Source organism: Lactobacillus sp. CBA3606, assembly GCF_002970935.1.
In the GTDB taxonomy this organism is placed as follows: Bacteria; Bacillota; Bacilli; order Lactobacillales; family Lactobacillaceae; genus Lactiplantibacillus.
On sequence record NZ_CP027194.1, the window covers coordinates 2,261,748 to 2,274,992 of the forward strand.

At 40.9% G+C, this 13,245-nt stretch carries 14 protein-coding genes; 6 read left to right on the plus strand and 8 right to left on the minus strand.

Translation table 11 applies throughout. From position 1 onward, the window contains the following. Positions 1-90: 90 nt before the first annotated feature. On the plus strand, positions 91-300 hold the full coding sequence (locus tag C5Z26_RS10960) for a hypothetical protein (RefSeq protein WP_105449983.1): 210 nt from the start codon (positions 91-93) through the stop codon (positions 298-300). A gap of 158 nt (positions 301-458) precedes the next feature. On the opposite strand, the gene C5Z26_RS10965 is transcribed toward C5Z26_RS10960, so the two are convergent. Beyond that, entirely contained in the window at positions 459-893 is a 435-nt protein-coding gene (locus C5Z26_RS10965; protein ID WP_105449984.1) for a hypothetical protein, read from the minus strand. A gap of 11 nt (positions 894-904) precedes the next feature. Continuing rightward, entirely contained in the window at positions 905-1,669 is a 765-nt protein-coding gene (locus C5Z26_RS10970) for a PaaX family transcriptional regulator C-terminal domain-containing protein (RefSeq protein WP_105449985.1), read from the minus strand. A 110-nt stretch (positions 1,670-1,779) separates the two neighbouring features. Here C5Z26_RS10970 and C5Z26_RS10975 point away from each other — a divergent pair, with 110 nt between their 5' ends. Beyond that, positions 1,780-2,289: a YbhB/YbcL family Raf kinase inhibitor-like protein gene (locus C5Z26_RS10975; RefSeq protein ID WP_105449986.1), complete on the plus strand. Its 510-nt coding sequence runs from the start codon at positions 1,780-1,782 to the stop codon at positions 2,287-2,289. A gap of 177 nt (positions 2,290-2,466) precedes the next feature. On the opposite strand, the gene ppx is transcribed toward C5Z26_RS10975, so the two are convergent. The 4 genes from ppx to C5Z26_RS10995 all read right to left on the minus strand — a co-directional run bounded on the left by ppx (position 2,467) and on the right by C5Z26_RS10995 (position 8,103). Then, positions 2,467-3,423: an exopolyphosphatase gene (gene ppx, locus C5Z26_RS10980; protein WP_105449987.1), complete on the minus strand. Its 957-nt coding sequence runs from the start codon at positions 3,421-3,423 to the stop codon at positions 2,467-2,469. Between the two features lie 3 nt (positions 3,424-3,426). Next, positions 3,427-5,580: an RNA degradosome polyphosphate kinase gene (locus tag C5Z26_RS10985; RefSeq protein ID WP_105449988.1), complete on the minus strand. Its 2,154-nt coding sequence runs from the start codon at positions 5,578-5,580 to the stop codon at positions 3,427-3,429. A gap of 1 nt (position 5,581) precedes the next feature. Further along, on the minus strand, positions 5,582-7,111 hold the full coding sequence (locus C5Z26_RS10990; RefSeq protein ID WP_105449989.1) for a Ppx/GppA phosphatase family protein: 1,530 nt from the start codon (positions 7,109-7,111) through the stop codon (positions 5,582-5,584). 179 nt (positions 7,112-7,290) lie between these two features. Continuing rightward, complete coding sequence (locus C5Z26_RS10995; RefSeq protein WP_105449990.1) at positions 7,291-8,103, minus strand: LicD family protein; 813 nt, start codon at positions 8,101-8,103, stop codon at positions 7,291-7,293. A gap of 188 nt (positions 8,104-8,291) precedes the next feature. Between C5Z26_RS10995 and C5Z26_RS11000 the strand changes: the two genes are divergently transcribed. Beyond that, the gene (locus C5Z26_RS11000; protein ID WP_105449991.1) at positions 8,292-8,762 is read left to right on the plus strand and encodes a MarR family winged helix-turn-helix transcriptional regulator; all 471 of its coding nucleotides are present in this window, start codon (positions 8,292-8,294) and stop codon (positions 8,760-8,762) included. A gap of 91 nt (positions 8,763-8,853) precedes the next feature. Here C5Z26_RS11000 and C5Z26_RS11005 read toward each other — a convergent pair whose 3' ends face one another. Then, entirely contained in the window at positions 8,854-9,015 is a 162-nt protein-coding gene (locus tag C5Z26_RS11005; RefSeq protein ID WP_105449992.1) for a hypothetical protein, read from the minus strand. A 233-nt stretch (positions 9,016-9,248) separates the two neighbouring features. On the opposite strand from C5Z26_RS11005, the gene C5Z26_RS11010 reads away from it, so the two are divergent. Next, positions 9,249-10,556, plus strand: a complete 1,308-nt coding sequence (locus C5Z26_RS11010) for an NCS2 family permease (protein ID WP_105449993.1) — start codon at positions 9,249-9,251, stop codon at positions 10,554-10,556. A 63-nt stretch (positions 10,557-10,619) separates the two neighbouring features. On the opposite strand, the gene C5Z26_RS11015 is transcribed toward C5Z26_RS11010, so the two are convergent. Further along, positions 10,620-11,525, minus strand: a complete 906-nt coding sequence (locus C5Z26_RS11015) for a proline-specific peptidase family protein (protein ID WP_105449994.1) — start codon at positions 11,523-11,525, stop codon at positions 10,620-10,622. A gap of 152 nt (positions 11,526-11,677) precedes the next feature. Here C5Z26_RS11015 and C5Z26_RS11020 point away from each other — a divergent pair, with 152 nt between their 5' ends. Together C5Z26_RS11020 and C5Z26_RS11025 are read left to right on the plus strand one after the other, a co-directional pair. Beyond that, the gene (locus C5Z26_RS11020; RefSeq protein ID WP_105449995.1) at positions 11,678-12,664 is read left to right on the plus strand and encodes a biotin--[acetyl-CoA-carboxylase] ligase; all 987 of its coding nucleotides are present in this window, start codon (positions 11,678-11,680) and stop codon (positions 12,662-12,664) included. Continuing rightward, entirely contained in the window at positions 12,657-13,202 is a 546-nt protein-coding gene (locus C5Z26_RS11025; protein ID WP_105449996.1) for a biotin transporter BioY, read from the plus strand. The genes C5Z26_RS11020 and C5Z26_RS11025 overlap by 8 nt, the downstream gene beginning before the upstream one ends. Positions 13,203-13,245 lie beyond the last annotated feature (43 nt).

Here is a 13,245-nt window from a genome sequence, read left to right on the forward strand (position 1 = left end):
GTAGTTCACATCCAACGATAGGCAGATTACTTGGTTTACCATAATCAATTGAGTACAATTGGATGAGACTAATTAGAGAGGCGGATTTAGATGAGTGAACAAGATCAAGCAACTTGGGCAGTCCAGGCGCTGCAAAAGTTACAAACAACCGATAATGCCGCAACCATTACCGGTATTATCAGTGTGATTGAAGCACAGCAGACTGAGATTGAAAGTCTCCGTGGATCAATGGAAGGCCAATTGTGGAGCCCAACTAGTTGGCAACGTGATCGGGAACAAACCACCAAACCGACGAACTAGTTAGTGGTGCTGGTTGCTGTCTTTTACAAAATGATAATTGCGCAGACGAAATAAAAATGGCTCGTAAATTTCCAGTATTTTCAGGAAATTTACGAGCCATTAGTCTAAAATGAATATTCAGCTATAAGGGGACATTTTAAAATTATTACGGCTAAATATTAACGTCCATAAACTTTTTTTACAAATGGTAGTACAAAAAATCGATTAAAAATAGGTGCAACAACGATATTTCTAGATAGAATAAATATAAAACTAATTAATATTGATAATTTTTCATCACCCCAAAAGGCACCTACAGTAATTGATGCATATAGCGACATTAGCATACACATCAAAAATATCCGAATAAAGAATATTTTTGATGAGAGATTCGGATAAATCTTAAAAAGATTAGTTAATATAGGTGTAACGATAATAAAGCTGACTAATAAGGCAATGATAAATGTTGGGATTAGAGCAAATAGTACGCCGAATGCAACTGCATGAAAGGCTAAACCATTTGCCCAAATTAGATTATAAATAATCATCAGTAATACCATCAAGAAAGTGATACTAATGCTAAACGAAAATTTTAGTTCTTTTATTTTTTTCATTTTTTAAAACCTCATTCAATAAATTTATTAAACTTAGAGTTCCTAAGTGTGTGTGCAATTTTGTCATATGTTGAAAAAAGATGTTGTAATGTATGGTGATATTGCCAATCAGTGGGTAATAATTCAGCTGGTAAAAATGGATCTGTTATAAAAATATTGCTAATGAAGTTTCCAATATCTAAATATAAATTGAATAAATCTGAGTCGTCAGTTAAATCTTCGGGTTTTATATTTATTAGGAAAGCATTTACTGTTTTATATAACGTCCTGACTTTATCTAGTTGCCAAATCTTTTGTATTAGGTTGTCATTCAAATTTGGTTCATCCCAAGTGCCACTGATAGTAGATACATACTGTGTGAGTGCCATATTATGGGCGACTACTTTAATTTCAGCGCGATTATCATTAGGAGAAATATAGATGTTTGATAAGTATGCGCCAAAACCATATTGGGTTAAAACCGTTTTAAAACTATCTTTTTCTTTGCGATTTTTTTCAGGGATATTTAGTAATACAAAATAAAAGATATTATTAAAATGGTCTTCAGGGATATATTTATTGTTTAACACATCGATATATTCTTGACCGCTTTCAGTTATTTCATAAACGCCACGTTTCATGGTCTTAATTAAATTAAGCTTTTTTAACTTAGAAAGTGTATTTCTGATACTCATTGCGTTGAAGCCACGCTTAGCATAGATATCGATTAATTCTGATGATTTTACTAAATGACCTACTGAAATTAAATGTAATAATTGTTTTTTTGTTGAGTCCATTGTTTATTAATTCCTTTCATTTTATATAATATCATTTTTACGATTCGTTGACAACTGATTATATTTGAAGTAGACTCATAATATTAAATATAATCATTAAGGAGATTGTTATGGAAAATAATTTAATACCAACTGATCCGTTTCAACTAACAAGTGATAATCTGACATCTAATCAACCGGTTCCGTTTGATCAATTAGGTGTTGAGGGCGCTGCGAATCTTTCACCCCAGTTAAGTTGGACTGGCTTTAAGCCTGAAACCAAGAGTTTTGCTCTTACTATGTATGATTTAGATGCTCCGACTGGTTCTGGATTTTGGCATTGGGCACTATATGATATTCCTGCAACTATAACCAATTTGTCAACTGATGCTGGTAATCCGACTCAAAAAAATTTACCATTCGGATCTAAACATCTTAAAAATGATGCTCGGTTACCATTTTATGCTGGTCCAGCACCTTTCCCGGGGACTGGGAAGCATCGATATTTGATAGCAGTTACAGCGCTTGATATTGAAAAATTAAAGATTGATTCAGAGGCAACACCCGCAATGTTGAATTTAACAATGATGTCGCATACAGTTGGTAGAGCTACTTTGATGGTAACGGCAGAGATTAAGTGAATTTGAATTTAGAAAATTATGTTTGATTAAATTAGAAGTTAAATGATAGCAAGTAGCGAGCATAGACAAGTATGTAATTTTCTATACAATAAAGACCCGGCATAGCCGGGTCTTTATTGTATAGTGCCATTTCCACAGTCTAAAATAAGAGTTAACTAAGTTTATCTGTATTGTTGATTATTCGGTGATAATTTTACTGTTTTGTTCCGCTAAGGCAGTTAAATGTTCAAATAAGATACCTTCTCGTAAGCCGTTTTGAGAAAAGGTCATCCGGTCAGCATCTAAGAAACGCATCAAGGTGATGGCCGGTATCATCCCGCCGACGATAATATCAGCCCGATCTTTAGCGAGCCCGGGAATCTTGGCCCGGCCCGTGGCATCTTGGGCTAAGATTTCATCAAAAGTGTGATAAATGTCAATGTCTTTTAAACGGTAGCCGTGAATCGCTTCAAAGTTCAGAAAATCACTCTGGTGGCGATTGATTTTGGCAATGGTTCGGTTACTACCACCTAGACAAACTAAGGGGAGGTTCAGACCATTACGTAACCACCACACGCTATTAAATAATTTATCAACAAAAGTCATCGCTTTAAATAATTGATTAGCAGGAATTTGATCAGCTAAGGCAAATTTTTCAGATAAACTAACGGCGCCAATCGGTAAACTAATCAATTGTTTGGCCTGACCATTAACGATGAGGACTATTTCGCAACTGCCGCCGCCGGTATCCATCATGACACAATTGGTGCTTGGTAACGTGTTCACCACACCCAGGTAGTCATAATAAGCTTCAGTGTTGCCGGGGATGACTTCGATGTCTAAGCCAAGTTCCGTTTTGACTTGCTTCAAAAACTTTTTTTGATTACTCGCTTTCCGTGTCGCCGCGGTGGCAACCGCTTTAAGGGTCAAGTTTGGTAGTTCATCATAGACGGTTTTAAACGTTTTTAAGGCCGCAATAGTGCGGTCAATGGCAGCTGGTTGTAAGGTTGGTACCGCTGTGACATCCTCGTTCTCAGAGAGTCGTACCATTTCTTTGAGTCGATGGGTAACGGCATAACTACCATCCGCTTGAATTTGCGTGATCGTCATCCGACATGAATTGGACCCTAAGTCAATTACGGCAAAATTTTCCATCTATTAGGCATCTCCTTCATCGTTTAAAGGGTTCGGGTCATTTTTCGGGCTCATCATTGGAATAAATTGATGGGCGCTACTGGTTGGCGTTGGTGTGGGATGGTCGGCCGCCACTTTGAGCTCCGCTTGGTGCATGAAAGTCGCTTGTGAGTCTAAGGTTGGTAAGCCACGACGATCACACTTGACGTATTGATTGTCAGCTTGTAAAATCCGCGTTTTGACGGTGTCGTGCCACATGGTTTCAAAAATCGCTTGCGCACGGTCACGAATTTCTGGTTGCAAAAGTGGGAATAGCAATTCAACCCGCCGATTAAGATTACGGGTCATCATATCCGCACTGGCAAGGTAAATCTGTGGTTCACCGTCATTGCTAAAGTAGTAGATACGACTATGTTCTAGCAGGCGACCGATAATCGAATGAACCTCGATATTATCAGAAACGCCTTTAATCCCCGTGCGTAAGCAACAAATACCGCGAATAATCAGTTGGATTTTCACGCCGGCATGTGAAGCTTCATAGAGCTTACTGATAATTTGGGGATCGGATAGTGAATTCATCTTCATCTTGACCAGTGCTGGCCGTCCAGTTTTAGCAATCTCAATCTCGGCCGTTAACTTCTCGTTAATGAAGTCACGAATGCCATCGGGTGAAATATGCAATTTGTGGAAGTAGGGTGGTTCAGAATAGCCAGACAACATGTTGAAAATGTTGGAAGCATCAATCCCCATATCAGTATCAGCCGTGAAAAGGCCCATATCAGTGTAAAAGTGTGCGGTCACGTCGTTATAGTTCCCAGTCCCCATGTGCATGTAGCGTTTGATACCTTCATTTTCCCGCCGCACCACTAAGGCTAACTTACAGTGAGTTTTGAGACCAATCAAGCCATAAATGACGTGACAACCCATTTCCTCTAACTTTTTAGCCCAATGAACGTTGTTTTCTTCATCAAAGCGCGCTTTAACCTCAACTAATACGGTAACTTGTTTGCCATTTTGGGCAGCTTGACCCAAGTACTTAATAATCGGTGAATCTGCTGAAACTCGGTAGAGCGTCATTTTGATTGCTAAAACGTTCTTATCTTCAGCGGCTTCATGAATAAAGTCCACAACGGGCTGAAAGTCATCGTAAGGATATTGCATTAAAATATCATGGGCCTTGATGAGGTCAAAAATCGATTGTTCCCGGTAGACGGCTGGGTAATAAGCGTGATAAGCCGGGTAGTTCAAATCAGCGTGCCCGGTAACTGCTTTAACGAGCTTGGAAAGAAAAGTTAAGTCTAGTGGCCCGTTAATGACATACAGGGAACTTTCTTGACTGCCAAGTGCTTTAGTCAACCGGTTGCGTTGATGCTTGCTCATCGTTTTTTCAACTTCTAAGCGCATGACTTTACCATGTTCACGCATTTTAAGTTGCTTTTGGACTTCCTTTAATAAATCGGAAGTATCTTCTTCAGCCACATCCAAGTCTAAATCCCGAATAACACGATAGGCACTAGTTTCTTTGACGGTGTAGTTAATAAATAATGAGCCGACAAATGCTTTAATAATGTCTTCAATCAGCATAAATTGATTTTCAGCGCCAGGTAAAACGACAACGCGAGGGAAGACATCCGGTACTTGCACGGTGGCAAATTTGCGTTCTTTTTTATTGCCATTTTTATAAATGCGGAGTGCAATATTTAATGTATTATTACCGATGAATGGGAATGGCCGTGAAGAATCATCGGCCATCGGCGTTAGCGCTGGATATAATTCATCATCGAAATAATTTTTAACGAAATTATATTGGCTAGGGGTCAAGTCGTCGATTTTGAGTAACCGAATCCCGTGTTGTTCAAGCAAAGGTAATAAGGAACGGTTCAACGTGTTGTATTGTCGTTGGACCATTTCGTGGGCCTGGTCACTAATCGCCGCGACTTGTTCGGCTGGTGACATGCCAGCTGAATCCACTTGGGTGTAGTTGACCGAAATGAGTTTTCGCAATGAGGCCACCCGCACGGTGAAAAATTCATCAAGGTTACTTTGCGTGATACTCAAAAAACGGACCCGTTCTAGTAGTGGATTGTCCTTATCCCGGGCTTCACCTAAGACCCGATAGTTAAAGTCCATCCAGCTTAATTCGCGATTGGTGTAATAACTTTCTTTATGATAATTCATATTAACGAACCCCCCGACGTTTGATGACAGGTGTTAGGCCGAAGACCTCCTTAAAGAATTCCGACTTTTGCGAGAACACCCAATTTTCTAAAAATAGATCGTCATGTGCATAACACGTAATGACCACCCGTGGATTTTTGATGGAAACGGATATTTTATTGATCTTTTGTTGCCGACCATCATCTAAAGCATCCGCGATTCTTAAAATAGCGGATAACTTTGAAACGACTAAACGTTGTTCTAAACTCATGTGCTCAAAATGCTTAATATCCTTCGAAGGCGTTTGGGCACTGTGATAACGGGCGATGGTCGCAATTGTTTGCTTCTCCATATTCGTTAGCCCGGTTAATTCCGTCGCTCGTAAAACATAATCTGAGTGCATGTAATGTTGATGCGGGTCAATATAACTACCGATGTCGTGAACAATTGCGGCCACTTGTAATAATAGCCGCTCACGTTTACCAAGGTGGTGTAGTGGCTTGAGTTGATCGAATAAGTGCAAGGAGAATTTCGTCACGAGATCACGGTGCTTCGGTTCAACGTTATAGCGACTGGCTAGATTTTTAGCCGCCGTGACAATTTGATCATTAAAGTTATATTTTTTATAACCTAATTTTACGGCTTCTTGAATGATAAGCCCATCTAATGCTGTTACATTACCGAACCAAATGGTCTTAGCTGCGGTTAGTTGTAACAATTCATTAATTAATAATAGTTCAGGAATGATTAAGCGCACATCCGCTTCATCGACTTCATATTTGTCCATTAAGTATTGATCGGAGGCATTGATGGCATCTTGATAAAGGGCCTGAAAATCGGCTTTGCTTAATTCTTTAACGCCGGCTTTATTTTGTTCTTGGCGAAATAAATTTGAAAACGGTGGGACGCCTAACATGACGACATTACTAGGTTGCTGGCGGGTGGCCGGTAAGAATCGGCCAAAGTCGTCAATCTGACTAGAAATATAGTCGTCCAAAACCTCAACATAATTGGGGACACTGGATTGTAAATCTTCTAGGACTTCAGCAATTCGGACGGGGCCTAACCGGAGACTACGTGAAAAGACAAAAGCACCTTGGTCGTAGTGCGAAATACCAACACTGCCAGAGTTAATGCCTAGTAAATAGGTGGGTGCTTGACTCATTTGTTTGAACTTCGGAAAGTGGACGGCGACTGCGGCCGAACGTAAATATGTTTCTTGGCTACTAGATAACCAGTCAATCTTTAGGCCTGTGCGGACTAACAACTGATCTTGAATGTAGTCGGCATTGTTAGCGGATGACAGGGACCAGGACCCCCATAAATGAAAATCACTGACGCCATAATCATGCATGATTTGGATGAAGCCAGTTAGCGCCTGAGCGGCCTGTTCGACCGAATCATAATCAATCGTATGTTGGTCGTAAATATCTTCACCTAATGAAACGTCAGAACGGACCCGTTCAATCTGGCGGAGGGTACGTAAATTTACAATTGAGAGTTCAATACTTTGCACATTAATCATCATAATACCAAATAGTTTTGCTGCCATTTTTAATATCCCCCCATTAAATCATTTAAGTATGCTAATTGATTGTGACGTGCCGCAACTAATTAGCTTCGGTTAGCTTTAATAGTTAACATACGTAAAAAAGCTATAAAGTTCATCAAAAAAATTAAAAAAAGCGTGGTTCGGAAGCAACTCGAGTTGTTCCTGAACCACACTAGTGACTATTGTAAGCTGTCATGATTATTAATGATTAGTTTGTTCAGATGTTTTTCAACTCGTTGATTTTCTGGTGGCAGTTGCATGTAATCACCATACATCCGCGTCAAGATAGCATCGTAAGCCTGTGGAATCTTAACTTGCATTGATTCGAAGGGTGCGAGTTCTAACTGCGTTAATTCGGCGTAAGAGAGAATCTCTTTGTCATAATCGTATTGCGATGCTAGATTTTTATAAGTCCGCGAATCAGACTGTTCATATAGCCGCATGTAGCCTTCACGTTCTTGTTTAAGACGATTGACCTCGGCTAGTTGTTGCGGTGTTCGCTTAATTAATCGTTGCCGTAACGGCGTTTTTACAAAGTTATAATTTAAACGTAACAAAATGGCTGCGTCCGCCAATTTATAATGCATGAGTTGGGAGCGACGGAGATCTTCATCCGCTGGAATTTTATCAAACGGAAAGATGTCGACAAAAACCCCTTTAAAAGCATTATTGACGTTATTTTTTTCTTCAATATACGTATTAACATCCAATAGCTTCATATAACTGAGCCCATAATCGGGATCACTAGCGCCAGTTTGTAAGAAAAAAGCATTAGGGTCTAAGTGGCGATTGGCAACAGTTAAAAATCGTTGATAGTCTTCTCGGCGCATCCCGATATCAATATCATCGTCCCAAGGAATAAAGCCTTGATGACGGATGGCGCCCAGTAAGGAACCACCAATTAAAAAGTAATCAATGTGTTCCGCATCGCAGATGTTAACGACGGTCTGCATTAAGCGTAATTCGACTTGATGCAACGATGTCAGCGACATACTTTCAGCTCCTTTTCGTAAGCGGTTTAGCTAATTCCATCATACACTTTGTCGGCTTAAATTGTTAGATAGGATGCTTTACGTTGTAAAAAAAAGGGGTTCAATATAGGAATTAATGCAGAATAGTTAAAGGTGTGTTATATTTTACAAACGAGTTAATGGTTAGATGAGAAAGGGTCGTGGTAACAATGAATAATGCGGAACTTGATAAGTTGTTGAATACCTACTTTGATGCCTATCAGAAAACATTGACAATGATGACTGACTTAGTTGCCTGGCCATTGAGTCAAAATCAGCTTTCTTTTGAACAATTCTTGATTTTAAGACGTATTGCAACGGTTAATCAAGTCACCTTAAATGATATTGCGGTGCAACGGCAGGTGACACGGAGTGCGATTTCACGGCAGATTAAGTCGTTGTTAGCTTTGCACTATGTCTTTCAGGTGCCTGATCAACAAGACAGACGCCGGTTATATTTGCATTTGACCGAGCAGGGGCAACGGATTGAATCTTTAATTGACCGAGCCATTACCCAACATTTTGATATGTGGGTTAAAAAATTGGGGGATACACAAATTGCGGGGGTCCTCGGGCAGGTCATTACTTTGAATCAACAAGTTGAACAGTTAGAACAACAGAAGCATTCAACCGAGTCCTAAAGTTAAAAAGCGGTGCCTCGTAACCAGCTAGGGTTGTGAGGCGCCGCTTTTTTTGCCACCGGTGGCACGTAAAACCGAACATTTACTAGACTTAATGCCGGAAAAAGTTACAATAGATGCCCTCACAAGCTTCTAAGAACATCCCAATGCCCATTAAATACATGGCGGCCATGTTATGCATGGTCAAAACGAGTCCTAATAAGATGGTATACAGAATTAAGAAAAAAATGGCACTAAATTTTGAACTAGCCAAACTGATCATCCTCCCCCAACGATAAAAACCTTAGTTAAAGACATGTAATCACTTACATCTTAAACCAACTGGCGTTAAATTAAAAATAGAATGTAATATTGAACTAAATTAATTAGTGTTCGGATATTGCATTTAATAATGGACAATGATACTATTAAAAATGTTGTAAGAGAGAAAAACACGAACGTTTACAGATGTGCAAAAGCTATTATTTTAATTATCTGGAGGAAATTATGAATAAAATTGCCGCATATTTTAATTTTTCAGAACTGAAGACGTCGATGCGAACAGAAACGGTCGCTGGATTGACAACCTTTGTCTCGATGGCTTATATCTTGTTTGTTAACCCGAGTGTCTTAGGTGCTTCTGGGATGGATCAAGGGGCCGTCTTCACTGCAACGGCGTTAGCTTCTGCTTTAGGCTGTTTACTCATGGGATTAGTCGCTAAGTATCCGATTGCGATTGCACCAGGGTTAGGGGTCAATGCTTTCTTCACGTATTCCGTGGTTATCGGGATGGGTGTTAAGTGGGAAACGGCTTTAGCTGGTGTGTTCGTGGCGTCGATCATCTTCATCATTATTACGATCTTCAAGTTGCGTGAAATGATTATTGATGCGATTCCACGGGATATGAAGTTAGCTATCTCGGCTGGGATTGGTTTCTTCATTGCTTTCATCGGGTTGCATGGCGGTGGTTTGATTGTTGCCAACAAGTCAACTGTAGTTGGTCTAGGTTCATTGAGTGTCGGTACGACATGGTTAACCATCTTTGGGTTAATCGTAACGTTGATCTTAATGAGCCGTAAAGTTCCCGGTGGGATCTTTATTGGGATGGTCTTAACCTCGATTTTGGGCTTGGTGACTGGCTTGATTAAAATGCCAACTCATTTGGTTTCAGCGGCACCATCCTTAAAGCCGACCTTTGGGGTTGCGCTAGCACATATTGGCGATATTAATAGCTTACAATTAGTGATTGTTGTCTTGACGTTCCTGTTGGTTACGTTCTTTGATACTGCTGGGACGTTGGTCGGCTTGGCTGAACAAGCTGGCTTTATGAAGGATAATAAGATGCCACGGGTCGGAAAAGCCTTAATGGCTGACTCAACATCGATGTTAGTCGGTTCCGTTTTAGGGACTTCCCCAACTTCAGCTTATGTTGAATCATCTGCTGGGATTGCCGTGGGTGGTCGTTCTGGGATGAGTGCGGTGGTGACAGGAATCTTGTTCTTGTTAGGCTTGTTCTTCTCACCATTGTTGAACGTGGTCACCACGCAAGTAACGGCGCCAGCGCTAATTATTGTCGGGGTATTGATGGCACAATCTTTGAAGCAGATTCAATGGGATCGTTTTGAAATCGCAGTGCCAGCCTTCTTAACTGTTATCGGGATGCCGTTAACTTATAGTATCTCGGATGGGATTGCGTTAGGGTTCATCAGTTATGTGATTACGATGGTAGCAACGAAGCATGCCAAAGAAGTTCATCCGTTAATGTACGTGTTGTTCTTCGTCTTCATCTTATTCCTCTGGATTTTGAATGTTTAAAAACTAATGATAACAAAAACGCCTGCGAGATTAAGCCTCGTGGGCGTTTTTAGGTGATACTGGTTATTTGTTGAATTGATCAGCTTCAACATCTTTAATGAATTGTTCCAAATGATCAAAGTAAACGGGGGCATTATCAATCATATGATGATGACCACCATTTGGGGTTGTTACTAAACGAGAATTAGGAATGTCGCGGGCCATTCGTCTAGCCGAAGCTAATGGCATGGTCTCATGTTCACCGAACGTTAATAGCGTTGGCACCTTGATGTTGTGGATTTGATCACGAATATCCCATTCTTTGAGCTTACCAGTGATGACAAATTCATTATCACCTTGGAAGGCGTTGTAGACCGGAGTCCCAGTAGTATCAATCAGATGTGAGATAGCTTTGGGTTGTTTCCGATCAACGTAATTCGCATTTAAAACGTCGACGTATTTCTGATATTGAGGGTCGTTCCAGTTACCTTCAGCTTCTTTTTGTTTCATATAAGCGACGGCATCGGCTGGCAAGCATTCTTCACGACACCTGTTGACGTTGACCACATATTCTTCAATATTGTCGACCATGCTGGAAATAATCGCACCCTTTAAGTGCTGACCATATTTCAAAGCATACATCATCGTTAAGGCGCCACCCCATGATTGGCCAATCAAGTAGAAGTTGTCCAAGCCCAGCTTTTGGCGAACTTCTTCAACTTCTTCTAAAAAGTAGTCGTAAGTGAGGTATTTCTTAGCAATTTCTGGATCTGAATAATCAGGTTGGTCGGAATACCATGAACCTAATTGATCATACATGGTAACTTGAACGCCTAAGTCGGCTAACTTTTCGCCAAAGTTTTCCCAGTATTCATGATTACCACCAGGGCCGCCGTGGAGACAAAGTAATTTAATGTCGCCGTGACCTTGCGTATTGGTCCATAAATGGTAGCCGTTATCGAGAGTCAAAATTGTTGTCCCTTGTTTCAAATGGATCACCTAATTTCTTAATAGTTAGTCATTATACTACCACTGTTAACGGACTGGGGTCAAAGCAACTGGGGTGAGTGACGATGAGCTGTTGCGATTAGTTAACCAATATGGAATAATAGGTTAACAAATTAAAAAGGTGAGGTTATCAGATGCTTAACTCAACAGCACTTTTACAAGCGTTATTAGAACGAGCGCCCAAATATTATTCAGGCGATCAATTGGCCCAACAGTTCGGGGTTAGTCGCACCGCGATTTGGAAAGCAATCCAAGGGTTACAGGCGGCCGGTTATTCATTTGAAAGTCGCCATGGGCGTGGCTATCGGTATGTGCCGAATAACCAATTAAGTGCGCCCGTTATTGCCGCGGGATTACAGCTGGCGGTACTGCCGAAAATCCAAGTTTTGCCAACCGTTGATTCGACGAATGCGTATCTAAAACGCTTAACGACTAAGCAAACGTTTACGCAACCAATTGTCGTGGTGGCAGATACCCAAACGGCTGGCTATGGCCGATTAGGGCGTGACTTTTATTCGCCTAAATCAACTGGAATTTATTTAAGTATCGGCTTACCCATTACGCCGACGACCCCATTGGATCCAGGCTTGTTGACAACTAGTACCGCCGTTGCCGTTGCTAAAACGTTAACGGCTTTATTGCCAGTCAAAGTTGCCCTAAAATGGGTCAATGATGTGCTAGTTGATCAGCATAAGGCGGTGGGGATTTTATCAGAAGCCGTTACTGATTTGGAAACAGGACATATTTCGACGGTGATTGTGGGAATCGGGATTAATTTAACGACACGGGCCTTTCCTGATGACCTGCAAGCTAAGGCTGGAGCTGTCACACAGCAGACGACCGTCACCCGTAACCAGATTATCAGTGCGCTGCTTAATCAATTCTTTACAGGCTATCAAACCTATCAGACGGGAGATTTCATGGCTGATTATCGGCAATTATCAATGGTAATTGGACAACAAGTTGAGTTAACAAGTGGTCAAAAAAGAATTACAGGTTTAGTAAAAGACATTGATTCAACCGGGGCCTTGGTTGTACAATTGCCGTCAGGTGATAGCCAACGACTAAGTTCTGGTGAGATTACGAAGGTCACAGTATTGACGGGGGACTATCATGGTTAAAAAACAGACTTTGAGTCAATTAATTATCGCCGCAGAATTAGCGGTTGGGCTAGCACTTTGTTCGAAAATAACGATTCCATTGGGTTTGATTCCGTTGACGGGTCAGACTTTAGCGGTGGGTCTAATTGCCAGTATCGTGCCGATTGCGACTGGCACGTGGACGATTGCTATTTATTTATTGCTAGGCTTAATCGGCTTACCAGTTTTTGCTGGTAATACCGCGGGTTTAGCGGCGTTATTTGGGCCAACCGGCGGTTACCTGTGGGGATTTTTCTTATATGTCTGGTTAGTAGGGGCCTTTTGTAAGGTATTCAAACCAACGTTAGCTTTAATTATTGGCAATATCGTCGGTGCAATCGTCCAACTATTTGCAGGGGCCTACTGGTTGGTTTTAACTGCGAATTTAACTTGGACAGCAGCGATGAGTAGTGGTGTCATGCCCTTTTTAATCCCCGCATTAATCAAGCTGGTATTGGTTGTCATTGTGGCGAAGGCCATTTTACGACGCTTGCCAACGCGCTTCGGATTCAGAAATTAAGTAAATTTGGTTATAAATGGTACTTGTTAGGTTTAATGAATAA